The 22,920-nt window shown below is 72.7% G+C and carries 20 protein-coding genes; 14 read left to right on the top strand and 6 right to left on the bottom strand.

Annotated features, from left to right (window positions below):
• Nucleotides 1-8: 8 nt before the first annotated feature.
• Both ACLU3S_RS03510 and ACLU3S_RS03505 read right to left on the bottom strand, forming a co-directional pair.
• Nucleotides 9-1,553 carry an acyl-CoA carboxylase subunit beta gene (locus tag ACLU3S_RS03510; RefSeq protein WP_413950216.1) on the bottom strand — a complete coding sequence of 515 codons (1,545 nt, stop codon included), beginning with the start codon at nucleotides 1,551-1,553 and terminating at the stop codon, nucleotides 9-11.
• A gap of 133 nt (nucleotides 1,554-1,686) precedes the next feature.
• Nucleotides 1,687-2,412 carry an AfsR/SARP family transcriptional regulator gene (locus ACLU3S_RS03505; protein WP_413950215.1) on the bottom strand — a complete coding sequence of 242 codons (726 nt, stop codon included), beginning with the start codon at nucleotides 2,410-2,412 and terminating at the stop codon, nucleotides 1,687-1,689.
• Here ACLU3S_RS03505 and ACLU3S_RS03500 point away from each other — a divergent pair.
• Nucleotides 2,411-3,568 carry a cytochrome P450 gene (locus tag ACLU3S_RS03500; protein ID WP_413950214.1) on the top strand — a complete coding sequence of 386 codons (1,158 nt, stop codon included), beginning with the start codon at nucleotides 2,411-2,413 and terminating at the stop codon, nucleotides 3,566-3,568. The genes ACLU3S_RS03505 and ACLU3S_RS03500 overlap by 2 nt on opposite strands.
• 60 nt (nucleotides 3,569-3,628) lie before the next feature.
• Here ACLU3S_RS03500 and ACLU3S_RS03495 read toward each other — a convergent pair whose 3' ends face one another.
• Nucleotides 3,629-4,498, bottom strand: coding sequence for a maleylpyruvate isomerase family mycothiol-dependent enzyme (locus ACLU3S_RS03495; protein WP_413950213.1), 870 nt, complete (start codon nucleotides 4,496-4,498; stop codon nucleotides 3,629-3,631).
• Nucleotides 4,499-4,742: 244 nt separating this feature from the next.
• Between ACLU3S_RS03495 and ACLU3S_RS03490 the strand changes: the two genes are divergently transcribed.
• From ACLU3S_RS03490 to ACLU3S_RS03480, 3 genes are all read left to right on the top strand, one after another.
• The gene (locus ACLU3S_RS03490; RefSeq protein ID WP_413950212.1) at nucleotides 4,743-5,693 is read left to right on the top strand and encodes a diacylglycerol/lipid kinase family protein; all 951 of its coding nucleotides are present in this window, start codon (nucleotides 4,743-4,745) and stop codon (nucleotides 5,691-5,693) included.
• A gap of 71 nt (nucleotides 5,694-5,764) precedes the next feature.
• Nucleotides 5,765-6,133, top strand: a complete 369-nt coding sequence (locus tag ACLU3S_RS03485; RefSeq protein WP_413950211.1) for a nuclear transport factor 2 family protein — start codon at nucleotides 5,765-5,767, stop codon at nucleotides 6,131-6,133.
• Nucleotides 6,134-6,233: 100 nt separating this feature from the next.
• On the top strand, nucleotides 6,234-7,802 hold the full coding sequence (locus ACLU3S_RS03480) for an MmgE/PrpD family protein (RefSeq protein ID WP_413950210.1): 1,569 nt from the start codon (nucleotides 6,234-6,236) through the stop codon (nucleotides 7,800-7,802).
• Between the two features lie 463 nt (nucleotides 7,803-8,265).
• Here the strand turns inward: ACLU3S_RS03480 and ACLU3S_RS03475 are convergent, their stop codons facing one another.
• Nucleotides 8,266-9,087: a GntR family transcriptional regulator gene (locus ACLU3S_RS03475; protein WP_413950209.1), complete on the bottom strand. Its 822-nt coding sequence runs from the start codon at nucleotides 9,085-9,087 to the stop codon at nucleotides 8,266-8,268.
• A 314-nt stretch (nucleotides 9,088-9,401) separates the two neighbouring features.
• Here ACLU3S_RS03475 and ACLU3S_RS03470 point away from each other — a divergent pair, with 314 nt between their 5' ends.
• The 10 genes from ACLU3S_RS03470 to ACLU3S_RS03425 all read left to right on the top strand — a co-directional run bounded on the left by ACLU3S_RS03470 (nucleotide 9,402) and on the right by ACLU3S_RS03425 (nucleotide 20,789).
• Nucleotides 9,402-10,682, top strand: a complete 1,281-nt coding sequence (locus ACLU3S_RS03470) for an extracellular solute-binding protein (protein ID WP_413950208.1) — start codon at nucleotides 9,402-9,404, stop codon at nucleotides 10,680-10,682.
• Between the two features lie 107 nt (nucleotides 10,683-10,789).
• Nucleotides 10,790-11,791, top strand: coding sequence for a carbohydrate ABC transporter permease (locus tag ACLU3S_RS03465; protein WP_413950207.1), 1,002 nt, complete (start codon nucleotides 10,790-10,792; stop codon nucleotides 11,789-11,791).
• Nucleotides 11,788-12,618, top strand: a complete 831-nt coding sequence (locus tag ACLU3S_RS03460) for a carbohydrate ABC transporter permease (RefSeq protein WP_413950206.1) — start codon at nucleotides 11,788-11,790, stop codon at nucleotides 12,616-12,618. Before ACLU3S_RS03465 ends, ACLU3S_RS03460 begins: the two co-directional genes overlap by 4 nt.
• An 8-nt stretch (nucleotides 12,619-12,626) precedes the next feature.
• Complete coding sequence (locus ACLU3S_RS03455) at nucleotides 12,627-14,114, top strand: glycoside hydrolase family 3 protein (RefSeq protein WP_413950205.1); 1,488 nt, start codon at nucleotides 12,627-12,629, stop codon at nucleotides 14,112-14,114.
• A 136-nt stretch (nucleotides 14,115-14,250) separates the two neighbouring features.
• Nucleotides 14,251-15,282 (top strand): phytanoyl-CoA dioxygenase family protein, encoded by a 1,032-nt coding sequence (locus ACLU3S_RS03450; RefSeq protein WP_413950204.1) that lies wholly within the window; start codon nucleotides 14,251-14,253, stop codon nucleotides 15,280-15,282.
• Complete coding sequence (locus tag ACLU3S_RS03445) at nucleotides 15,279-16,568, top strand: DUF6271 family protein (protein ID WP_413950203.1); 1,290 nt, start codon at nucleotides 15,279-15,281, stop codon at nucleotides 16,566-16,568. The genes ACLU3S_RS03450 and ACLU3S_RS03445 overlap by 4 nt, the downstream gene beginning before the upstream one ends.
• Nucleotides 16,565-17,824 (top strand): type III PLP-dependent enzyme, encoded by a 1,260-nt coding sequence (locus ACLU3S_RS03440; protein ID WP_413950202.1) that lies wholly within the window; start codon nucleotides 16,565-16,567, stop codon nucleotides 17,822-17,824. Before ACLU3S_RS03445 ends, ACLU3S_RS03440 begins: the two co-directional genes overlap by 4 nt.
• A 1-nt stretch (nucleotide 17,825) precedes the next feature.
• Entirely contained in the window at nucleotides 17,826-18,329 is a 504-nt protein-coding gene (locus ACLU3S_RS03435) for a GNAT family N-acetyltransferase (RefSeq protein WP_413950201.1), read from the top strand.
• Entirely contained in the window at nucleotides 18,329-19,492 is a 1,164-nt protein-coding gene (locus tag ACLU3S_RS03430) for an MFS transporter (protein ID WP_413950200.1), read from the top strand. The genes ACLU3S_RS03435 and ACLU3S_RS03430 overlap by 1 nt, the downstream gene beginning before the upstream one ends.
• A 247-nt stretch (nucleotides 19,493-19,739) precedes the next feature.
• Nucleotides 19,740-20,789 carry a TRM11 family SAM-dependent methyltransferase gene (locus tag ACLU3S_RS03425; RefSeq protein ID WP_413950199.1) on the top strand — a complete coding sequence of 350 codons (1,050 nt, stop codon included), beginning with the start codon at nucleotides 19,740-19,742 and terminating at the stop codon, nucleotides 20,787-20,789.
• Here ACLU3S_RS03425 and ACLU3S_RS03420 read toward each other — a convergent pair.
• Complete coding sequence (locus tag ACLU3S_RS03420; RefSeq protein ID WP_413950198.1) at nucleotides 20,767-21,258, bottom strand: DUF6191 domain-containing protein; 492 nt, start codon at nucleotides 21,256-21,258, stop codon at nucleotides 20,767-20,769. The two genes, ACLU3S_RS03425 and ACLU3S_RS03420, sit on opposite strands and share 23 nt — an antisense overlap.
• A 15-nt stretch (nucleotides 21,259-21,273) precedes the next feature.
• The gene (locus tag ACLU3S_RS03415) at nucleotides 21,274-22,803 is read right to left on the bottom strand and encodes a helix-turn-helix domain-containing protein (RefSeq protein ID WP_413950197.1); all 1,530 of its coding nucleotides are present in this window, start codon (nucleotides 22,801-22,803) and stop codon (nucleotides 21,274-21,276) included.
• Between the last annotated feature and the right edge of the window lie 117 nt (nucleotides 22,804-22,920).

The following is a 22,920-nucleotide window of genomic DNA, read 5'->3' as shown; positions in this document are numbered from 1 at the left end:
GACCTCCGTCACTGAGGGGGATTGCCGTGCTTGCGGGCGGGGCGCTCCGCGTGCTTCGAGCGGAGCACGGCGAGGGCCCGGATCAGCACCTCGCGGGTCTCGGCGGGGTCGATGACGTCGTCCACGAGGCCGCGTTCGGCCGCGTAGTACGGATGCATCAGTTCGGCCCTGTACTCCTTCACCAGCTCGGCGCGCTTCGCCTCGGGGTCGCCGGCCTCGGCGATCCGGCGGCGGAAGATGACGTTGGCGGCGCCTTCCGCGCCCATCACGGCGATCTCGTTCGTTGGCCAGGCGTAGGTGAGGTCGGCGCCGATCGACTGGGAGTCCATGACGATGTAGGCACCTCCGTACGCCTTGCGCAGGATCAGGGAGATGCGCGGCACGGTCGCGTTGCAGTAGGCGTACAGCAGCTTCGCGCCGTGCCGGATGATGCCTCCGTGCTCCTGGCCGACGCCCGGCAGGAAGCCCGGCACGTCGAGCAGCGTGACCAGCGGAATGCTGAACGCGTCGCACATCTGCACAAAGCGCGCGGCCTTCTCGGACGCCTCGATGTCCAGCACGCCGGCCAGGGTCTGCGGCTGGTTGGCGACGATCCCGACCACCTGGCCGTCCAGCCGGGCCAGGGCGCAGATGATGTTCCGCGCCCAGCGCTGGTGCACCTCCAGGTACTCGCCGTCGTCGACGATCTCCTCGATGACCTTGGCCATGTCGTACGGCCGGTTGCCGTCGGCCGGGACCAGGTCGAGGAGGACGTCGCCGCGGCGGTCCACCGGGTCCGCGCAGGGCACCGCCGGCGGGGTCTCCCGGTTGTTGCCGGGCAGCAGGGAGAGCAGGTACCGGACCTCCTCCAGGCAGGCCTCCTCGTCGTCGTACGCGAAGTGGCAGACGCCGGAGGTCTCGGCGTGGACGTCGGCGCCGCCGAGCCCGTTCTGGGTGATCTCCTCGCCCGTCACGGCCTTGACCACGTCCGGGCCGGTGATGAACATCTGCGAGGTCTCGCGGACCATGAAGACGAAGTCGGTGAGGGCGGGGCTGTAGGCCGCGCCGCCCGCGCACGGGCCCAGCATCACGGAGATCTGCGGGATCACCCCGGACGCGGCCGTGTTCCGGCGGAAGATGCCGCCGTACCCGGCCAGCGCGGTCACGCCCTCCTGGATGCGGGCGCCCGCGCCGTCGTTGAGGGAGACCAGGGGGGCACCGGCCGCGATGGCCATGTCCATGATCTTGTGGATCTTGGTGGCGTGGGCCTCGCCCAGCGCGCCGCCGAAGATCCGGAAGTCGTGGGCGTAGACGAAGACCGTGCGGCCCTCGACCGTGCCCCAGCCGGTGACCACACCGTCGGTGTACGGCTTCCTGGCCTCCAGGCCGAAGCCGGTCGCGCGGTGCCGGCGCAGCTGCTCGACCTCCTGGAAGGATCCCGGGTCCAGGAGCAGCTCGATCCGCTCCCGCACGGTGAGCTTGCCCTTGGCCCGCTGGGCGGCGGTCGCCTTCTCACCGGGGCCGGCGAGCACGCGGGCGCGTATCCCGGCCAGTTCCGCGACGTGCGACTTCATCTCGGACGTGCCTCCCCGTGAGGTGACGTGACATCGGACGGCGCCCGCGCGGGCCGCCGGGCCGGGGTGCGCGGGCACGATCGTGGCAGCGCGGGCTGACCGGGTGCTGACGGACCGCTTACGGGGCCGGCGGTCATACCGGCGTCAGCAGCGAGGGAACGCGCGGGTCGCCGGTGAGGGCAGGGTCGTGGGCGAGGATCGCGCTCTCGACCTTGCGCAGCGCGGGGGAGGGCTGGATGCCGAGCTCGTCGTCGAGATGGCGGCGCATGCGGTGGAAGACGTCGAGCGCGTCGGCCTGCCGGCCCGAGCCGTACAGGGCGATCATCAGCTGCTCGCAGAAGCGCTCGCGCAGCGGGTGGTTCGAGTGTGCCTCGGCCAGTTCGGCGAGCACGGCCGCGTGCCGGCCGAGCCGCAGCTCGGCGTCGAAGCGCAGCTCCATGGCCCGCATCCGGTACTCCTCGTACCGGGCGCCGGCCAGCTGGCTCAGGGTGCCCCCGGCGAACCCGCCGAAGACGGGCCCGCGCCACAGGGACAGCGCCTCCCCGAGCAGCCGGGCGGTGCGCGCCGCGTCGTCCGGCGAGGCGGACTCCGCCTGCCGCACGGCCCGCACGAACTCGGCCGCGTCCAGCTCGCCCTCGCCGACGCACAAGCGGTAACCGGCCGGATGGATCGTCACCCGGGAGGCCGGCCGGTCCGGCTCCAGCGCCCGGAGCCTGCGCCGCAGCCTGCTGATGTGCGCCTGCAGCGCGTTGGCCTGGTTGTCGGGTACGGCGTCCCCCCATATCTCCTCGGCCAGGCTCTCCCCGGACACCGGCCGGCCCTCGCTGACCTCCTGCGAGCCTCTTCCAGCCTGGCCCATGCCCCGCTCCTGCCCGTACGCTCCCCCGGACGCCTACGCCCGGCTGCGCGCAGAACCCCCGCTCAGGGTGCGCATACGCGGCGGCGAGGCATGGCTGGTGACCCGGCACGCGGACGTCCGGCAGGTGCTGAACGACAGCCGCTTCAGCGCCGACGACCAGCAGCCCGGCTTCCCGATCCGGATCCAGCTGCCGCCCGAGCCCGGCGTGATGTCCTTCAGCCGCATGGACGACCCCGAGCACGGCCGGCTGCGCCGGATGGCGATGACCGAGTTCACCGCCCGCCGCACCCGCGCCCTGCGCCCCGAGGTCGAACTCCTCGTGGAGCAGTTGCTGGACGAGCTGGCCGAGGGCCCCAACCCGGCCGACCTGGTGCCGAGTTTCGCCCTGCGGCTGCCCTCGCTGGTGATCGCCCGGATGCTCGGGGTGCCGGAGGACGACGAGGCGGACTTCACCGCGCAGAGCCAGGTGATCCTCTCCCAGGAGGCCGGGCCCGAGGAGACGTACGCGGCGTTCGTCGAGATGTCGCGGTTCCTGGACCGGCTGGTGGCCCAGCGCACCGCCGACCCGCAGGACGACCTGATCAGCCGGCTGGCCACGCGCTATGTAACGACCGGTCAGCTGACCCACCAGGGCCTCGTGGCCATGGCCCGGTTCTTCCTCGTCGCCGGGCACGAGACCACGGCCCACCAGATCAGCCTCAGCGTCCTCAGCCTGCTGCGCCACCCGGCCCAGCTGGCCGAACTCCGCGCCGACCCGGCCCTGTTCAAGCCGGCCGTCGAGGAGTTGCTGCGCTACTGGTCCATCTCGCAGGACAACCAGGTGCGGGCGGCCGTGGCCGACGTCGAGCTGAGCGGGGCGAGGATCCGCAAGGGGGACGGCGTGATCGTCGCGATCCCGGCCGCCAACCACGACGAGTCGGTCTACCCCGGCGCCGGCCGCCTCGACATCCACCGCGACGCCTCCGGCCACCTCGCCTTCGGCTTCGGCGCGCACCTGTGCCCCGGTGCCTCGCTGGCCCGCATGGAGTTGGAGGTGTGCCTGAGCGCGCTGTTCGCCCGCTTCCCGACGCTCCGTCTGGCCGTGCCGCCCGAGGAGGTCCGCTTCCGCGAGAACACGATCGTGTACGGCCTGGAGGAGCTGCCGGTCGCCTGGTGACGCCGCCGAACGGGCGGAGGCCGCCGAGGGGACCCGGCGGCCTCCGCCCGCGCGGGTCCCTCAGGAGACGGCGTGCGCGAGCCAGCGGTCCAGCAGGGCGCGGTCGCCGAGCACCGTCGCCCGTGGGCTCCGCGGCCGCAGCCGCCCCTTGACCACCAGCAGCAGGTCCGAGGGCGCGGCGATCACGGTAGCGTCGGCCGGAGCCCCGGCCGGTGCGTCCCGGACGACTCTCACGCCCTGCGCCGCGCACGTGATCAGCCAGTGGGCGGGTCCGCCGGGCACCGCACGGTCCGACCGGAAACTCAGGGTCTCGCCGCCGCGGGGCACCCGCGCGAACCGGGGCGAGAGGAACGGCCGGGCGGCCGGTTCCCCGAAGGCGCCGAGGCAGAAGTCGACGCAGTCCAGCGCGGCGTCCGCGTCCATCTCGAACGGCAGGCCGGCCGTCAGGACGGCGTCGGCCCGGTGCACGGCCGTCTCGTACAGCGCCCAGCGCAGCCAGAACCCCTTGTTCTGCCTGCCGTGCGGCGCCCAGAGCGGCACCTCGGGACCGACCCCGTCGAGCGCCGCGACCAATCGGTCCGCGCCCTCGGCGAGCAGCCGCGCCCGCCGGCCCGGGTCGGCCAGAGCGCCGGCCGGCCCGCGGGCGCCGAGCTCGACCACGCGCTCGGTCCAGCTCCTGCCGTCCTCCGGAGCGCAGGTCAGGTCGCCGGGCGGGAGGAACGCGGTGTTCCGGCCGGTCAGGATCGTGGTCGCCCAGTCGTGGCCCTGCCGGACGTGCCGCACCAGGTCGGCCAGCGTCCAGCCGGGGCACGTCGGCACCGGCTCGTCCGGCCCGATGCCGCGGGCCGCGTGCGCCAGCCGGGCTGCCTCACGGCGGAGTTCGGAGGTGTAGCGGGGCAGGGCAAGGCGCGGACGCGTGGGTGCGGTCATGGCTGTCTCACTCCGGTCGACGGGCCACAAAACGGTGCCATTCGACCCCGCACCGCTGATCGGGCGCTGACGCGCCCCTGATCACCGGGCGGCCTCACGGCGCGGGCCGGACCCGGCGTCAGCCGCGCGTCAGCGCCGTGACAGCGGCCCCCGGCACAGTGGAGATCACCGCGGGCCGGGCGCCCCCAGCCCGGTCCCGGCGGTCACGTCCGACGAGCGTCCGAGGAGAAGGAGTACGCCCGACATGGCAGACACCGCGGCCCCGGCTCCCACCCGGGCCCTCGTCCTGGGCAACCCCGCGTCCGGCAGCCACTCGCCCGAACTGGTCGAAGGGGTACGGCAGTTGTGCGCCTCGCACCTGGAGCGCACCGAGGTGCACCTCACCACCGGGCCGGGGGACGCCACGGTCGCCGTGCGCCGGGCACTGCAGCGGCCCGACGGCGCGCCGGACCTGATCGCGGTCATCGGCGGGGACGGCACCGTGCGGGAGGCCGTCCAGGGACTCGTGCCGGTCACCGGCGAGGCCACCCTGGCCGTGGTGCCCGGCGGCACCGGCAACTCCGGCTACAAGATGCTGTGGGGCGAGAGGCCCTGGAGCGAGTCCCTGAAGGCGGTTCTCACCGACTGCGGCGTCGGCGGCAGCGCCCGCCTCCGCCGCCTGGACCTGGCCCGCCTCGCCGAGACCCGCAACCTCGTCTACCTGGGCGCCTGTTCAGGCGTGATCGCCGACGCGCTGATCACCGCCCGGGAGCTGCCGCTGACCGGCCGGGAGCGCTACGCCCGCGCCTTCGCCGACACGGCCGCCGGCTACGAGCCGTACCCGGGCCGGGTCACCGTCGACGGCCGGGTGGTGCACGAGGGCCCCACGGTCCTCGCCAACGTCGGCGGCGGCCGGTACCGCGGCGGCCGGTTCCTGGTGCTGCCCGACTCGCTGCCCGACGACGGACTGCTCGACGTCTGCGTCATCGGCGGACAGGTCCCCGCGGCCGACGTGCCCCGACTGACCCTGGACGCCGCCCACATGACCCATCCGGCGACCGTGTACGCGCGCGGGCGCCGGATCACCGTCGAGCGGACCGACGGGTGCCGGCTGCCGCTGGAGCACGACGGCGAGTACCAGCACGGCATCGACGCCCGCGCCACCTTCGAGGTGCTGCCCGGAGCCCTCCCGGTGTGGGCGCCCGCCACCCCCTGATCCCCGTACACCGCCTGCGAAGCCATCCGACCCGAGAACCGACCGAGCAAGCGACCAAGGAGAACGCCCGCATGAGCGACCTGACCACCACCGTCACCCGTTACCTGGACATCTGGAACGAGGCGGACGCCGAGAAGCGCGCCGCGGCCATCGCCGAGCTGTTCACCGCCGACGCTCCGTACATCGACCCGCTCGCCGCGGTCCAGGGCCACGAGGGCTTCGGGGCCGTGGTGGCCGGTGCCCGCGACCAGTTCAAGGGCCTGCGGTTCGAGCTGCACGGCACCGTCGACGCCCACCACGACCAGGCCCGTTTCCAGTGGGGCCTGGTGACGGAGCCGGGCGCCGAGCCCATCGCCATCGGCTTCGACGTGATCGTCACCGACGGCGCGGGCCGGATCAAGGCCGTCTACGGCTTCCTGGACAAGGTCCCGGCCGCGTAACCGGCCCCATGCGCCGCGGGGGCACCGGATCGCCGGTGCTCCCGCGGCCGTGTGCCCACCCTCGACGCACGCACGCACGGCAAGGGAAGGTGACCGCCCCATGACCGCCGTCCTCGCGGAGAGCGTCGCCCGGGCGCTGTGCGCCGACTGGGCCGAGCAGGCCCACGCCCCGCGGCGGACCGCCCGCGGCCGCACCCGCGCGGACACGCCGCTGCGCGAACTGTCCCACTGGGCCGCGACCCTGCGCCCGCAGGCCGTTCCCTGCCGGGTGCTGAAGCTCGCCGCGAGCCAGGTGCTGTCCCAGATCGCCTCCATCCGGGCCGGACTGCGGCACCCGCTCGGCAGAAAGCTCGTGGCCGCCTTCGGGCACCCCATGCAGCGCGACCCGCGGCAGGCCGCCGGCGTCTTCGCCGCCCTCGGCTCCTGGCTCAACCTGGACGACACCGCCTACGCCGGTCACCTGTCGAATTCCACGGTCGCGGTCCCGCTGGGCTTCGCCCACGCCCGGCAGTTGGACGGTCTGTCGCTGCTCACCGCGGTGGTCGCGGCCAACGAGTGCGCGGCCCGCATCACCGCCTCCGCGACCCTCGGCCCCCTGCGCGGCCAGAGCGCCGTGCACACCCACCTGGCCGGTGCGGTCGCCGGCCGGCTGCACTGCGACCGGGCCCCGGCGAGCCTGTTCGAGAACGCCTTCGGGCTCGCCTTCGCCATGCCCAACTGGCCGCTCATGCGCGCCTTCCTGGCCAGCGACGCCCGCCTGTTCAACACCTTCACGCCGGTCCGTACGGCGATGGACGCCTGCGACGCGGCGTACGCCGGGCTGCGCGGGGCGCCGGACATCATGGAGCACCGCGACGGCTTCCTGGCCCGCTTCGCGACCGTGCCGCTGCCGCAGGCGGTGGCCAAGGGCCTCGGCCGGCGCTGGCACACCGACACCCTGTCGTTCAAGATGCACCCCGGCTGCCCCGGCATCGACGCCGCCGTGGACTGCGCGGCCGAGATCCACCGGGAGCTCGGTGCCGTACGGGCACGGGACGTGGCCGAGGTCGTCGTCGAGGCCTCGCTGTACACTCTGTTCGCGGGGGAGCGGGCCGCCCAGTACGTCACCGGGCCCGGCTCGCCGCTCGGCGCGCTGGTCCTGGACGTGCCCTACCCGGTCGCCACCACCCTGCTCACCGGCGAGTTCTCGGTGGACGACTTCTCCCCGCCGTACCTGGACGACCCAGACCGGTGGGCGCTGGCCAAGCGGGTGCGCCTGGCGCACGACACCGAGATGACCCGGGAACTCTTCCTGTCCGACGCGCCGTTCGGGGAGGCGGTGCGCGAGGCGGGGGAGCTGGCCGTGCCGTGGCTGCGCGGCTTCGGCGGGGACGAACTGGTGGACCTGGTGGGCGCGGTACGCGCCGACGACCGTGACTTCTCCCGGTCCACCAAGGCCACCGGCGCCCGGGTCACCGTGCGCCTGACGGACGGCCGTACGCTCTCGCGCACCCGGCTGATCCCCATCGGCGCGGCCGGCCCGGAGACCCGCGCGGGCCACGCCGACCTGGTGCGGGAGAAGTTCCTCTCGACGGGCGGCCCCCAGGAGGTCGCCGACACCGTGGACCGCCTGCACCGCATGCGTCCCCGAGCGGTACGCCGCTGGATTGAAACGGCGTTCCTGAACTGACGGCTGGACCAAACCGGCGCTCCTGGACTCACGGCGCCACCCAAGACACCGCCAACTGCCGCCGGCCCGCCGGGCCTCGACCCGTCCGGCGGCCGCCCCTGCGCCGAGGCGACTCCCGTGCATTCGGGCCCGCCCCGGCTGGTGGCCGCGCCTGCGCCGAACCTCCGCGCATCCGGGCCCGGCCCGCCTGGTGGCCGCTGTACGCCGGGGCAATCCCGGTGCACCCGTTCCGGTCCGTCTGGTGACCGCCCCTGCGCGGAACCCCTGCCCATCCGGGCCGGGTTCGCATGGGGCGAAGGGACTCCGGTGCACTCGGGCCTGGCCCGGCCGGTGGCCGCTCCCGCGCCGGGGCAACCCCGGTTCACCCGGGCCCGGCCCGGCGGAGCCGCTCCGTGTCGCCGAGGAAACCCCGTGGCCCGGCACCGTCGTCGCCCCGCAGGGTCCCGTGTCCGTCCGGCAGGACCTACGCGCGGTCGAGCCCCTCCTGCTCGCGCAACGGCGCCCCGCGACGGACCGCCGCTCCCCCCGCCGGACGGCGCAACGCGGCGACGAACTTGTAGCGCGAGCCCCGGTAGACCGAGCGCACCCACTCCACCGGGGTGCCCTGCGCGTCGCGTGAGTGCCGGGACAGGAGCAGCATCGGCAGGCCCACGTCGGTGGCGAGCAACTGCGCCTCACGCGGCGTCGACAGCGAGGTCTCGATGGTCTCGTCGGCCTCCGCCAGATGGACGCCGTACACCTCGGCGAGCGCCGTGTACAGCGACGGATACGTGGCCAGGGACCCGCGCAGGCCGGGGAACCGGCGCGCGGAGAGGTGGGTCGTCTCGATCGCCATGGGGGCGCCGCCGGCCAGCCGCAGCCGCTCGATGCGCAGCACCCGTTCGCCGATCCCGATGCCCAGTAAGCCCGCCAGCTTCTCGTCGGCGGGCACCTCCCCGAGGTCCAGCACCTGCGAGGCGGGCGTGAGCCCCTGGGCGCGCATGTCCTCCGTGTGCGACGTCAGCTGGAGCGTGCGGTACAGCTTGGGCTGGGCGACGAAGGTGCCCTTGCCCTGGATCCGGTCGAGACGGCCCTCGCCGACCAGTTCCTGGAGCGCCTGCCGGACGGTGGTCCGGGACGTGTCGAACCGGACGGCGAGCAGCCGTTCGGCCGGCATGGCCGAACCGGGCTGCAGCGCCTCGGTCATGGCGAGGAGCTGTTGCTTGATCCGGTAGTACTTCGGCACGCGCGCGGTGCGGCCGGGCGCCCCCCTGCGCGGCTGGGCGCTGCTGACGTCGGTGGTCATGCCTGCCTTCCCGGCTGTGTCGATGGGCTCCCGTTATAGCGACCAACTGCCCTATGGTCTAGTCCAAATGAACAGGACGGGTGAAAGGGTGCGGACGCGGACGGATGGGCGGAGGGATGTGCTCCGGTGACTTTCTCGTAACGGCCGGGACCGGCTTCCCGAACCACCCTTGACACCCCGAAAGGTCTAGGCCAAGCTCCACCGTACTGGTCTACACCATTAGTGGCCAGGTCCCGAGCCCTACGTGCAACAGCGTCGTACGCAGGTCACCGCCGAGGGCGTGGGGGGTTAGTGGCATCCCTGAGGAGGGTGGCGTGAAGCGCAAGCTTGCGGCCGCGATCGTGATCGCGGGCATGATGGTCTCCGTCTCGGCGTGTGGCGGGGACAAGGGCAGCGACAACGGCAAGGACGCGGGCCCGGCCGACTGGAAGGGCCAGACCCTGACCGTCTGGACCATGGACGGCTCCGCGCCGCCGCAGTGGACCAAGGACGTCCAGGCCGCCTTCGAGAAGAAGACCGGCGCCAAGGTGAAGTTCGAGATCCAGAAGTGGGACGGGATCCAGCAGAAGATCACCACCGCCCTGTCGGAGTCCAACCCGCCGGACGTCCTCGAGGTCGGCAACACCCAGACCCCGGCCTACGCGGCCACCGGCGGCCTCGCCGACCTCAGCGACGTCAAGCAGTCGATCGGCGCCGACTGGACCCCCTCGGTCTCCCAGTCCTCCGTCTACGACGGCAAGCAGTACGCGGCCCCCTGGTACTTCGCCAACCGCGTCGTCATCTACAACAAGGCGATCTGGGCCAAGGCCGGCATCAAGACCACCCCGAAGACCCGTGACGAGTTCTTCAAGGACCTGGAGGCCATCGGCAAGAAGACCGACGCCGAGCCGATCTACCTCCCCGGCCAGAACTGGTACTTCCTCGACGGCCTGATCATCGGCCAGGGCGGGGAACTGGTGAAGAAGCAGGGCGACAAGTACGTCTCCAACCTCGCCGACCCCAAGGTCACGGCCGCCATGGAGATCTACAAGAAGTACGCCTCCTACTCCAAGGCCCCCAAGGACAAGGACGAGGCCACCCCGCAGCAGGCCACCATCTTCGCCAAGGGCAAGACGGGCGCGATCATCGGCATGGGCTGGGAGGCCGGCACCGCCATCCAGGCCAACAAGTCCATCGAGAAGGACCTCGGCTACTTCACCATCCCCGGCGCGAGCGCCGACAAGCCCGAGGGCGTCTTCCTCGGCGGCTCCAACCTCGCCGTCGCGCAGAACAGCAAGAAGCAGTCGCTGGCCAAGGAGTTCCTGAAGGTCGCCCTCTCCGACCAGTACGAGGGCGAACTGGCCAAGCTCAACGGCGTCGTCCCGAACAAGTCGTCCCTGGAGAGCAACCTCAAGGGCAACGCCGCCGCCGAGGCCGCGGCTCCCGGCGCGGCGGCCGGCGGCACCACCCCGCTGATCCCGGAGTGGGCCGCGGTGGAGAACGCCCCGAACCCGATCAAGACGTACATGACGGCGGTCCTGAACGGCAAGGCCCCGGCGGCCGCCGCCAAGGACGTCGAGGGTGACATCAACAAGCGCCTGGCGCAGCAGAACTAGACCCGCGCCGGGGGCGTCGCACGGACGCCCCCGGCTCACCTGTGCCGTGCGCGTCCCTGCCGTGCGCGGGGCACACGCATTCGTACGGCCACGGAAGAGATGACGACATGTCAGTGCAGACCGAAGGCACGGACACGGCCGGGGAGCCCGCTGTCCGCAAGGCCCGGGTTCCGGCGCCGCCGCGAGGTGGGGACCGCACCTCCGGGTTCCCGGCCGGCCGCCGCGCCGTCGCCGCCCCCTACCTGCTCCTGCTGCCCGCGCTGGCGGCCACGCTGATCCTGCTGGGCTGGCCCCTGGTCAAGAACGGCATGCTGTCGTTCCAGAACCTCAACCCCCGGCAGCTCATCCAGCACCTCACCGAATGGAACGGCGTCGACAACTACAAGGAGGTCCTGACCGGTTCGGACTTCTGGAAGGTCGTCGAGCGCTCGCTCGTCTTCACCGCGGCCAACGTCGCCCTGATCATGGTGCTCGGCACCCTGATCGGGCTGCTGCTGGCCCGCCTCGGCAAGAAGATGCGGCTCACCCTGCTGGTGGGTCTCGTGCTCGCCTGGGCCATGCCCGTCATCGCGGCCACCACCGTCTACCAGTGGCTGTTCGCCCAGCGCTACGGCGTCGTCAACTGGGTGCTGGACAAGCTCGGCTGGCACTCCATGGCGGACCACAACTGGATGGGCACCCAGTTCTCCACCTTCGCCGTGATCACCCTGCTCATCGTGTGGATGTCGATCCCCTTCGTGGCGATCAACCTCTACGCCGCCACCACCACCATCCCCAGGGAACTGTACGAGGCCGCGTCCCTGGACGGCGCCGGCGCCTGGCAGAGCTTCTGCTCGGTGACCCTGCCCTTCCTCAGGCCGTTCCTGTACTCCACGACCTTCCTCGAGGTCATCTGGGTCTTCAAGGCGTTCCCGCAGGTCTTCGCGATGAACGAGGGCGGCCCCGACCGCCTCACCGAGACCCTGCCGGTCTACGCCTTCGTCGAGGGCGTCGGCAACCAGCACTTCGGGGTCGGCGCGGCGATCTCCTTCCTGACCATCCTGGTGCTGCTCGTCATGACCTCGTACTACCTGCGCATGGTGCTCAAGCAAGAGGAGGACGAGCTGTGAAGCGCTCGCTCTTCGGCCGTATCTGGCCCAACGCGACCGCCGTCGTCCTCTTCGTCGGCTTCGTGTTCCCCGTCTACTGGATGTTCGCCACGGCCTTCAAGCCCACCGGCGACATCATCGCCGACAACCCGGTGTGGCTCCCGACGAACGTCACCCTCGGCCACTTCAAGAAGGCGGTCGACGCCGACCACTTCTGGACGCTGGTCGGCAACTCCGTGACCGTCACGGTCTGTTCGGTGCTGTGCTCGCTCCTCATCGCCCTGTTCGCCGCCTTCGCCCTGGCGCGGATGCGGTTCCGGGGGCGGCGCGGGCTCGTCGTCACGTTCATGCTGGCGCAGATGGCCCCCTGGGAAGTCATGATCATCGCCATCTACATGATCGTGCGCGACAACGACATGCTGGACAGCCTCGTCCCGCTGACCGTCTTCTACACGATGATGGTGCTGCCCCTCACCATCCTGACGCTGCGCGGCTACATCGCCGCCGTGCCGAAGGAGCTGGAGGAGTCGGCGATGGTCGACGGCTGCACCCGCATGCAGGCCTTCCGCAAGGTGATCTTCCCGCTGCTGGCGCCCGGCCTCATGGCCACCTCGCTGTTCGGGTTCATCACCGCCTGGAACGAGTTCCCGCTCGTGCTGATCCTCAACAAGGACATCGAGAAGCAGACCCTGCCGCTGTGGCTGTCCCAGTTCCAGACCGCCTTCGGCGACGACTGGGGCGCCACGATGGCCGCCTCGTCCCTGTTCGCGCTGCCCATCCTGCTCCTCTTCATCTTCCTGCAACGCAAGGCCGTCAGCGGCCTGACCGACGGCGCCGTGAAGGGATGACCCCGCCGATGACCACACTCGCCACCGGCCCTCACACCCTCACCCGGGACGCTCTCGCGGTGCTGCAGCCGGGGTTCGACGGCACCACCGCGCCCGACTGGGTGCGCCGCCGCCTCGGTGAGGGCCTCGTCTCCGTCGCCCTGTTCGGCCGCAACGTCGTCACCGAGGAGCAGGTCACCGCCCTCACCGCCGCGCTGCGCGCCGAGCGCGACGACCTGCTGGTCGCCATCGACGAGGAGAGCGGCGACGTCACGCGTCTGGACGTGCGCACCGGCTCGTCCTTCCCCGGCAACCACGCCCTCGGCGCCGTCGACGACCCCGGCCTGACCCGGGCGGTCTCCCGTGAGCTGGGCCGGCGCCTGGCCGCCTGCGGCGTCAACTTCGACTGGGCGCCCTCCGCCGACGTCAACGCCAACCCCGACAACCCGGTCATCGGCGTCCGCTCCTTCGGCGCCGCCCCCGACCTGGTCGCCCGGCACACCGCCGCCTGGGTCGAGGGCCTGCAGTCCACCGGCGTCGCCGCCTGCACCAAGCACTTCCCCGGCCACGGCGACACCAACGTCGACTCCCACCACGCCGTGCCCCGCATCGACGTCGACGCCGACACCCTGCGCGAGCGGGAACTGCCGCCGTTCCGCGCGGCGATCGCCGCCGGCACCCGGGCCGTCATGAGCGCGCACATCCTCGTGCCCGCCCTCGACCCGGACCGACCGGGCACCCTGTCCCGCCGTATCCTCACCGACCTGCTGCGCGGCGAACTCGGCTACCAGGGCCTGATCGTCACCGACGGCATGGAGATGCGCGCGATAGCGGGCACCTACGGCCTGGAGCACGGCGTGGTCCTCGCGATCGCGGCCGGCGCCGACGCCATCTGCGTGGGCGGCGGGCTGAGCGACGAGGGCACCGTGCTCAGGCTGCGCGACGCGCTGGTGGCCGCCGTGCGCTCCGGCGAACTGCCCGAGGAACGACTCCGCGACGCGGCCGCCCGGGTGCGCGAGCTGGGCCGCTGGACCGCCGCCGCCCGCCGCGGCGCGGCCCACGCCGAGTCCGCGCCGGAGATCGGCCTGGTCGCGGCCCGCCGCGCGGTGACCGTGACCCGCTCCGGTACCGCCGCGCCGGTCACCGGGCCGGTGTACGTCGCCCGGTTCAACCCGGAGCCCAACATCGCCGTCGGCGACCAGACCCCCTGGGGCGTGGCCGAGGAACTCCAGCGGCTGCTGCCCGGCAGCACGTCGGGCTCCTTCACCGGCGCCGGCGCGGGCACCGCCGCACTCGCCGCCGCCCACGGGCGCAGGATCGTCGCCGTCGTCCGCGACGAGCACCGGCACCCCTGGATGCGCACAGCCGTCGACACCCTGCTCGCCGCGCGCCCCGACACCGTTGTCGTGGAGATGGGCCTGCCCCAGTCCCCGCCGCGCGGCGCCCTGCACATCGCCACCTACGGCGCCGCCCGCGTCTGCGGGGTGGCGGCGGCCGAGGCCGTCGCCACGGGCTGACCCAGCGCCTTCGCACCGGCCGCCCGCATCGCCGCGGGCGGCCGACCTCCTCGTTCCCGGAGAACCGGTGGCCTTCTCGCGCCCTGGCGCTTGCCACCGGCACATGTCCCACCGCCCGTCACCCCGGAGTGATCGCATGCCGACACCCGCCCCCCGCCTCCACCGAGCGGCGTCCGCCCGCCCCTACTTCAGCGCCGACGGCGAGACCTACCTCGCCCCGACCCCGCTGCGCCACCTCGAGAAGTCCAAGCCCCTCAGGGTGCTGTCCGAGGAGGACTTCGCGTTATGGCAGACGTACGGCTACGTCGTCGTCCGCGAGGCCATCACCCCCGGCGAGGCCAAGGCGCTGCTCGACTTCGCCTGGCGGTTCCAGGGCCTCGACCCCGACCGCCCCGAAACCTGGTACGAGGAACCGGAGTTCCGCTCCGAGCTGGACCGCCACCTGTACATCTACGGCTTCGTCGAGGCCTACCACCACCAGCTCCTGTGGGACAGCCGCCAGAAGCGGCGCGTCCACGACGCCTTCGTGGACGTCTGGGACTGCGAGGAGCTGTGGGTCACCCTGGACCGCCTCAACCTCAACCCGCCCAACGTCCGCACCCGTTCCCGCTCCCTGATCGAACCCACCGACGAGGGCTTCGACATCGAACTGCACTGGGACGTCGACACCACCCTCGCCGTCCTCCCGCAGCGCGTGCAGGGCATCATCGCGCTCACCGACACCCGCCCCGAGCTCGGCGGCTTCCAGTGCGCCCCGGAGCTCTTCCGCCGCTTCGAGGAGTGGCGCGTGGGCCGGCCACCGGGCCGCGACCCGTTCCGGCCGGGCACCGACCGCGCCGAGTTCCCGGTCGTCCGCCCCGACCTCCAGGCCGGCGACCTGCTGATCTTCAACGGGCTGCTGGCGCACGGCGTGGCGCCGAACCTCTCCGACAACGGTGTCCGAGCCGTCCAGTACCTGTCGATGATGCCCGCCCTGGAGGAGCACACCGCCCTGCGCGACTCCCGCGTGGAGTCCTGGCGGACCCTCGCCACCCCCGACTGGAACGCCACCCTGCTCGGCGACGCCCGCCGGCCGGAGGCCCTGCGGTACGGCCCCGCCGAACTGACCGCCCTCGGGCGCAAGCTGCTCGGCCTCGACTCCTGGGCCGCCGGGGAAGAGGCGCAGTGAACCGGATCTGCCTCTGCCTGCCCACCAACCGGGCCTGCACCGCCACCATCACGGCGGTCAACGACGAGGCCGCCCACGCCGCCCGGCGCTTCGGCGCCGACGTGCGGCTGCTGATCCTCGACTCGTGCGACGACGGCACCCGCGCCGAGCACGCCCGGGTCGTCGCCGAACTCCGCCCGGCGGCCGGCGTCACCGTGCACCACGTGGACGAGCTCGCCCAGCGCGTCTTCCTGCGCCGCACCATCGAGCGGGCCGGCGTGCCCGACCCCGACCGCCTCCTGCGCCTGATGCTCCCGCCCGCCGTCTCCTACGGCGCCTGCACCAACCGCGCCTTCCTGCTGGCCGCCGCCCTCGGCTGCCGCTCGGTGCACCGCAGGGACTCCGACAGCGCCTACCAACTGCACGCCGGACAGCCGGTGTTCCCCGTCCACCACGAACTTCCCTGGCTCGGCGCGCCCGCCGCCGAGGCCGCGGCGGCAGGCCTGCGCACCGACATCGGCGCGGCGCTGCTGGAGCGCCCGGTGTCGCTGGCCGGAGCCTCCATCATCGGCGAACTCTCGGTCGACATCGGCGAGATACGACGGCTGGACGAGGGCGTGTACCACGACGTCGTCGGCCTCTGGGCGCCCGGCGACTGGTCCGCGCAGCGCACACGCCGGCTGGTCGAGGAGTCCTTCACCGGCGCGGGCACCGCGCCCTTCACCGGCGACCGCTCGGCCCTGACCGTGGTCGACCCCATGCGCGTCGACATGTGCAACGTCGCCTTCGACCACGCGCTGTACGAGCGCGTCCCGCTGCCGCCCGCCACCGACACCATCGGCAGCGACTACTTCCTCCTCCACGTGGTCCACGACGCTGGCCTGCCCGGCATCCGGCACAACCGCCACATCGAGAACTTCCACACCCCCGAACGCCGCTCCATCACCGGCTTCCCCGCCTATCAACGGCGGTTCGTGAAGTTCCTGCTGTCCATGCTCCACTTCCGCCACGTCTACGAGCGCATGGCCGCCGAGGGCGCCGGGCTGCTGGACGAGCGGCACCGGGTGCGGGCCGACCGGATCGTGTCGTTCCTGCGCGAGAGCACCGGCCTGGACCGCACCGAGAACGTCTGGCGACTGGACCGGGTGGACACGGCGTACCGCAAACTGGGCGGCAGGTACGCGGCCTTCGCCGAGCAACTCGCTACGGAACGCGCCCGGTTACTGGACGAGGCCGCCTCGGACATGGAGGACTTCGCGTACCTCACCGAGAACTGGCCGGCACTCGTCGCGGCGGCCCGCACATGAGCGCCCGACAGGGGCGCGGGGAACCGCGCGGCCATCCGCACCAGGCCCGCAGCCGCCCGGCGACGGTGCCCGGCACTGCGACCGGCGCACTGGCCGAGGCGCTGGCCGCGGCCGAGACCGACCGCATCGTCTACGACCTCGCCGGCATCGCGCACCGGTACGACGCCTTGCTGACCGGGCTGCCGGGAACGGACATCCGCTTCGCCCTGAAGGCCTGCCCCGTGGACGACGTCCTGCGGACCCTCGCGGAGCGCGGCGCGGGATTCGACGCCGCCGGCCCCGCCGAAATCGCACAGGCGCTGAACGCCGGCGCCCCCGTCGCCAAGATCCATTACGGCAACACCGTCAAGTCCGACCAGGACATCGCCGGGGCCCACCGCCTGGGTGTGCGCACCTTCGCCACCGACAGCGTCGAGGACGTCACCGCGATCGCCCGGCACGCGCCCGGCGCGCGGGTGTTCTGCCGACTCGCCACCAGCGGGGAGGGCGCCCTGTGGGGCCTGAACCGCAAGTTCGGCTGCGCCCCCGAGGAGGTTGTCCGCGTGCTGGCGACGGCCCGCGCGGCGGGGCTCGTCCCGGCGGGCCTGTCCGTCCACGTCGGCTCGCAGCAGATGACCGGCGAGGCCTGGCAACAGGCACTCGACCTGCTCGCCGGCACCCTGACGGCGCTGGCCGGGCGGGGCATCGTGACCGACCACGTCAACCTCGGCGGCGGCCTGCCCGCGCTCGGCTACCGCGACCGCCGCGGCAACCCGCTCGACCCGCCCCTCGACAAGATCCTCACCGTGCTCCGCGAGGGCATGGAGCGCCTGCGCGCCCTCACCCCCGCACCACTCGCCTTCGTCATGGAACCGGGCCGTCATCTGGTCGCCGACCACGGCGCCGTCCGCGCCCACGTCCTGCGGCTGACCCGGCGCCGGCAGCCCGGCGGTGAGGACGCGCACTGGCTCTACCTGAGCTGCGGAAAGTTCAACGGCCTCTACGAGATGGACCAGTTGACGCACCGGATGGTCTTTCCGGGCCACCCCGACGCACGGGAGTACGTCCCGGCGATCGTCGCCGGCCCGACCTGCGACAGCGACGACGCCTACGGCGGCGGACGGCACCCGGTGCCCGTGCCCCGGGCCGTCACCTCCGGCGACCCGGTGTGGATCCTCTCCGCCGGCGCCTACGCCACCAGCTACACGACCCGGGGCTTCAACGGCATCCGCCCGCTGCCGTGCGTGTGCGTGCGCGGACCGGAAGGACGGCACTGACATGAGAGACGTCGTACGGGGGGTCACCGACGCCGACTGGCCCGAGATCGCGGCCCTGGAGGCGGAGGCGTACGCGGACACCTCGCTCGTCGAGGGCGAGGCCGCGCTGCGCTCCCGGGCGCCGGCCGGGACGTGCTTCGTCCTGGACCTCGGCGGCCGGGTCGCGGGCTACGTACTGGCCCTGCCCTACCCGATGCTGCACTGCCCCGAGCCGATGCGGGCCGAGCCGGCCGTGCACCGCTCGGCCAACCTCCATCTGCACGACCTCGTCGTCGCCACGCCCCTGCGGCGCAGGGGGCTCGGCACCCGCCTGGTCCGCCACCTGACGGACGTGGCCCGCGCCGGGGGCTTCGCGACCATGTCGCTGGTCGCGGTGGCCGGCCGGGAGACCTTCTGGCGGGCCAACGGCTACCGCCCCCGGCCCGAGGCGCCTGTGCCGGCCGGCTACGGCAGCGGTGCGGTGTACATGTCGGCGCGGCTCGCCGCGGCGCGGAAGGCGAGTTGATGCCCACACCCTCCTTCGCGCGCGCCAAGTGGTCGATCGCGGCCCTGTTCTGCTTCCTCGGCCTCCAGTACGGCACCTGGGTCTCCCGCCTCCCCGTGCTGAGGACCCGGCTGGACCTGGACGCCGGGGAAGTGGGCCTCCTCCTCATGGCCTGCGGTGCCGGTGCGGCGGCGGCCTTCCCGCTCGTCGCCGTCCTGATGCGCCGCCTCGGCCCCCGGAGGCTGTCCCTCGTCTCCGCCCTCGCCCTGATCGCCGTACTGGCGGCCCTGTCCGTGGTGCCCGACTATCCCCGCGCGCTGCTCGCCGTCTGCGCCGACGGGGTCGCGGTCGGCTGCCTGAACGTCGCCATGAACGCGCAGGGCGCCGCCCTGGAGACGGCGTACGGCCGCACGGCCATGGCCCAGTTGCACGCCACGTTCAGCGGCGGACTGTTCGCCGCCGCCCTGCTGGCCTCCGGCGTCACCACGCTGACCGCGTCCGTCCCGGCCCACTTCGCCGTGACCGGGGCCCTGTTGCTGCTCCTGCTGGTCTGCGCCCGCCCGGGCCTGCCGGCCCCTGCCGGTTCCGTGGCGCCGGACGGGCCGAAGCGGCGCCGCCGCCGGGCCCTGCCGGCCGGGACGACGCTGGTGATGGGCTGCGCCATGGCGTTCGGCACGATCACCGAGGGCGCCATGAACGACTGGTCGACGCTGTATTTGAAGGACGTCGTCAAGGCGTCCTCGGCGGTGGCCCCGCTGGGCATCGCGGTGGTCTCCGCGACGATGCTGCTGGCCCGCGTGTGCGCGGACCGCTGGCGCACCCGCTGGGGCGACGGCTGGGTGGTGCGGGCGGGCAGCGCCGTGGCCGGGCTCGGCCTGGCCCTCGCCCTGCTCGCCGGCGGGGTGGTCGCCACGCTGCTCGGCTTCGCGTGCGTCGGCCTCGGCGCCGCCGCCGTGACCCCGTGCGTGTACGTCGCCGCCGCCGAACGGGGCGCCGACGCGCTGGCGCTGGTCGCCGCGATGGGCACGACGGGACTGCTGGCGGGCCCGGCCCTCATCGGCTTCGTCGCGGACGCGGCGGGACTGACCCCGGGCATGGCGACGGTCGCGGCCTGCGCGCTGATCGTGACGCTGACCGCCACCTGGATCCCGTGGCGGCCCCGCGTGCCGTCCGCCGCCGGGTGACCCACCCGCCCGGCACTCACCGCCCGGATGCGTTGCCGGTCAGGACCCCGGACGCCGCTGCTCACCAACACGCCCCGGGACGCCGAGGAAGCCCCCCTGACGCCCGACCGCGGCCCCGGACGGCGGCCCGCGCGGGAGCCGGTAAAGTCGGGCGGGTACTGATCGGGCCTCCGCCGTGGCGGTCCCACCAGCGCCAGTACGTCCGCGGCCGTCGCCCGAAGTCAGTGGAGAGCAGGGTCATCAGCGCATGAGCAGGTACGGGTTTCTCGTCTCGCCCTCGCACAACCGGGTGTACGCCCAGACAGCTCCCGCGCTCGCCACGGCCGAGCTCGCGGTCTTCGGCGAGAGAGCCCTCGGCGGCACGGTCCGGGACATCGGGATCACCGAGATCGGCGGCCTGCCCTATGTCACCTTCACGGCCGACGAGCTGACCGAAACCGACCTCCGCCTGCTGTCGAACATGTCGTCCCTGTACGCGCTGTTCGCCCTGGAGTCCGACGACCTGCTGCGGCCCCTGGCCAAGCGCCCCGTCGACCTGTTCGGCAGCGACCTGCTCACCATCCAGAAGTACGCCGGGAAGACCAACGAGGACTTCACCCGGCTGCTGGTGAACGTGACCGCGCTGGCCACGGACACGCCGGCCGGCCTGGTCACGGGCGGCATGCGGCTCTTCGACCCGATGTGCGGCCGGGGCACCACCCTCAACCAGGCGATCATGTACGGCATGGACGCCGCCGGCCTCGACATCGACGCCAAGGACTTCGAGGCCTACTCGGGGTTCCTGCGGACGTGGCTGAAGAACAACCGGCTCAAGCACCGGGCGGAGACCGGCCCCGTCCGCCGCCAGAAGGCGACGCTGGGCCGACGGCTCCAGGTCAGCCTCGGGGCGTCCAAGGAGCTGTACCGGGAGGGCAGCACCATCGACGTCACGGTGGTCAACGCCGACACGCTCAGGAGCGGCGACTTCTTCCGCCGCGGCGAGTTCGACCTGATCGTCACCGACGCGCCCTACGGCGTCCAGCACGGCAGCCGGCCCCACGGCGGCGGCAACGCCGGCCGGCTGGCCCGCAGCCCCAGGGACCTGCTCGCCGCGGCCGTCCCGGTGTGGGAACCCCTGCTGCGGCGCGGCGGCGCCCTCGGCATCTCCTGGAACACCTTCGTGGCCGGCCGCGAGGAACTGGCCGACATCCTCGAGTCCAACGGCCTCACGGTCCACGCCTCCGAGCCGTACCTGGGCTTCGCCCACCGTGTGGACCAGGCGATCCGCCGCGACATCATCGTGGCCACGAAGAACTGACCCCGGGGGCCGAGGCCCTGCCCCGGGACGCGCCCGACGTCCGGGAAGGGACCGGCACCCGCGACGGCGTCACCGGGAGGGAACCTCCCGGGCGCCCGTAGGGCGGTCGGCGGCCGCCCGACGGGGCCCCCAAAGCCCCGTCCTCGCCGGGCAGGACGATGTGCGCGGTGCCGTTCGTCAGGTCGATGCGCGTCCGTGGCGGGGCGCCGTCGCCCACCTCGTCGCCCTGCAGTTCCTGCCGCTGCTGCTGTTTGACCTCGACCAGCTTGCTGCCGTGGCCGCCGTTTGGGCGGCGGCCCCTGGCGAAGGCGCGCGCCGCCAGCCCGAACAGCAGGCCGCCGAGGTTGAACCAGGGAACGGCACACCACGGGGGTGTGCCGTTTCCACGAGTACAAAGGCGGTCACGTCCGCCTGGCCGAGCACACCCGGCGGATGGCCGGCCTGCTCGCCGCGGAGGCCGCGGCGGCACTCACCGCTCGGACGCTCAGATGTCCCGGAAGATCTCGATCTGCGCCCCGATCGAGTTCAGCCGCTCGGCGAGGTCCTCGTACCCCCGGTTGATGACGTACACGTTGCGCAGCACCGACGTGCCCTCGGCCGCCATCATCGCCAGCAGGACGACCACGGCGGGGCGGAGGGCCGGCGGGCACATCATCTCGGCGGCGCGCCAGCGGGTCGGGCCCTCGACCAGCACCCGGTGCGGGTCGAGGAGCTGGAGGCGGCCGCCGAGGCGGTTGAGGTCCGTCAGGTAGATGGCGCGGTTGTCGTAGACCCAGTCGTGGATGAGTGTCTTGCCCTGCGCGGTGGCCGCGATCGCCGCGAAGAACGGGACGTTGTCGATGTTCAGGCCCGGGAAGGGCATGGGGTGGATCTTGTCGATCGGGGCCTCCAGCTTGGAGGGCCGGACGGTGAGGTCCACCAGGCGCGTACGGCCGTTGTCCGCGAAGTACTCGGGGCTGCGGTCGTGGTCGAGCCCCATCTCCTCCAGGACCGCCAACTCGATCTCCAGGAACTCGATCGGCACCCGGCGCACGGTCAGCTCGGACTCGGTCACCACGGCCGCGGCCAGCAGGCTCATCGCCTCGACCGGGTCCTCGGAGGGGGAGTAGTCGACGTCGACGTCGATGTTCGGCACGCCGTGCACGGTGAGCGTGGTGGTGCCGATGCCCTCCACCCGGACGCCGAGGGCCTCCAGGAAGAAGCACAGATCCTGGACCATGTAGTTGGAGGAGGCGTTGCGGATCACCGTCACGCCGTCGTGCCGGGCGGCGGCCAGCAGCGCGTTCTCGGTCACCGTGTCGCCGCGCTCGGTCAGCACGATCGGGCGGTCGGGGCGGACGGTGCGGTCCACCCGGGCGTGGTACTGGCCCTCGGTGGCCGCGATGTCCAGGCCGAACCGGCGCAGTGCGATCATGTGCGGCTCGATGGTCCGGGTGCCGAGGTCGCAGCCGCCGGCGTAGGGCAGCTTGAAGTGGTCCATGCGGTGCAGCAGCGGACCGAAGAACATGATGATCGAGCGGGTGCGTACGGCCGCATCGGCGTCGATCGCCGCCATCTCCAGCTCGGCGGGCGGCACCAGCTCCAGGTCGACGCCGTCGTTGATCCAGCGGGTGCGGACGCCGATGGAGTTCAGCACCTCCAGCAGGCGGTACACCTCCTCGATGCGCGCGACCCGGCGCAGCACCGTGCGCCCCTTGTTCAGCAGCGAGGCGCACAGCAGCGCCACGCAGGCGTTCTTGCTCGTCTTGACGTCGATGGCACCCGACAGCCGGCGCCCGCCGACGACCCGCAGATGCATCGGACCCGCGTAGCCCAGCGACACGATCTCGCTGTCCAGAGCCTCACCGATGCGGGCGATCATCTCAAGGCTGATGTTCTGGTTGCCCCGCTCGATGCGGTTGACCGCGCTCTGACTGGTGCCCAGCGCCTCCGCGAGCTGCGTCTGTGTCCAGCCACGGTGCTGCCGGGCGTCACGGATGAGCTTGCCGATGCGTACGAGGTAGTCGTCTGCCATGAGGCTGAGGTTATCTCAGATATGAGATGGCGCCCGTCGAGGGGTCCGATCGCGTGATGCCGCGTCGGCGACCTGCGGCTTTCCCGGGCACTTTCCCGGGATGCGGCGCCCGGGGCG

It is taken from the genome of Streptomyces sp. AF1A (assembly GCF_047340315.1).
Classification (GTDB): Bacteria; Actinomycetota; Actinomycetes; order Streptomycetales; family Streptomycetaceae; genus Streptomyces.
The sequence above is the reverse complement of the archived record's forward strand: the minus strand, read 5'-3'. Positions and strand labels throughout refer to the sequence as shown.

Coding starts and splice junctions, on each gene's coding strand:
- ACLU3S_RS03435 (WP_413950201.1), top strand. CDS start 17,826: ATGAGAGACGTCGTACGGGGGGTCACCGACGCCGACTGGCCCGAGATC.
- ACLU3S_RS03485 (WP_413950211.1), top strand. CDS start 5,765: ATGAGCGACCTGACCACCACCGTCACCCGTTACCTGGACATCTGGAAC.
- ACLU3S_RS03430 (WP_413950200.1), top strand. CDS start 18,329: ATGCCCACACCCTCCTTCGCGCGCGCCAAGTGGTCGATCGCGGCCCTG.
- ACLU3S_RS03505 (WP_413950215.1), bottom strand. CDS start 2,412: ATGGGCCAGGCTGGAAGAGGCTCGCAGGAGGTCAGCGAGGGCCGGCCG.
- ACLU3S_RS03455 (WP_413950205.1), top strand. CDS start 12,627: ATGACCACACTCGCCACCGGCCCTCACACCCTCACCCGGGACGCTCTC.
- ACLU3S_RS03510 (WP_413950216.1), bottom strand. CDS start 1,553: ATGAAGTCGCACGTCGCGGAACTGGCCGGGATACGCGCCCGCGTGCTC.
- ACLU3S_RS03450 (WP_413950204.1), top strand. CDS start 14,251: ATGCCGACACCCGCCCCCCGCCTCCACCGAGCGGCGTCCGCCCGCCCC.
- ACLU3S_RS03500 (WP_413950214.1), top strand. CDS start 2,411: ATGCCCCGCTCCTGCCCGTACGCTCCCCCGGACGCCTACGCCCGGCTG.
- ACLU3S_RS03495 (WP_413950213.1), bottom strand. CDS start 4,498: ATGACCGCACCCACGCGTCCGCGCCTTGCCCTGCCCCGCTACACCTCC.
- ACLU3S_RS03475 (WP_413950209.1), bottom strand. CDS start 9,087: ATGACCACCGACGTCAGCAGCGCCCAGCCGCGCAGGGGGGCGCCCGGC.
- ACLU3S_RS03490 (WP_413950212.1), top strand. CDS start 4,743: ATGGCAGACACCGCGGCCCCGGCTCCCACCCGGGCCCTCGTCCTGGGC.
- ACLU3S_RS03465 (WP_413950207.1), top strand. CDS start 10,790: ATGTCAGTGCAGACCGAAGGCACGGACACGGCCGGGGAGCCCGCTGTC.
- ACLU3S_RS03480 (WP_413950210.1), top strand. CDS start 6,234: ATGACCGCCGTCCTCGCGGAGAGCGTCGCCCGGGCGCTGTGCGCCGAC.
- ACLU3S_RS03440 (WP_413950202.1), top strand. CDS start 16,565: ATGAGCGCCCGACAGGGGCGCGGGGAACCGCGCGGCCATCCGCACCAG.
- ACLU3S_RS03415 (WP_413950197.1), bottom strand. CDS start 22,803: ATGGCAGACGACTACCTCGTACGCATCGGCAAGCTCATCCGTGACGCC.
- ACLU3S_RS03425 (WP_413950199.1), top strand. CDS start 19,740: ATGAGCAGGTACGGGTTTCTCGTCTCGCCCTCGCACAACCGGGTGTAC.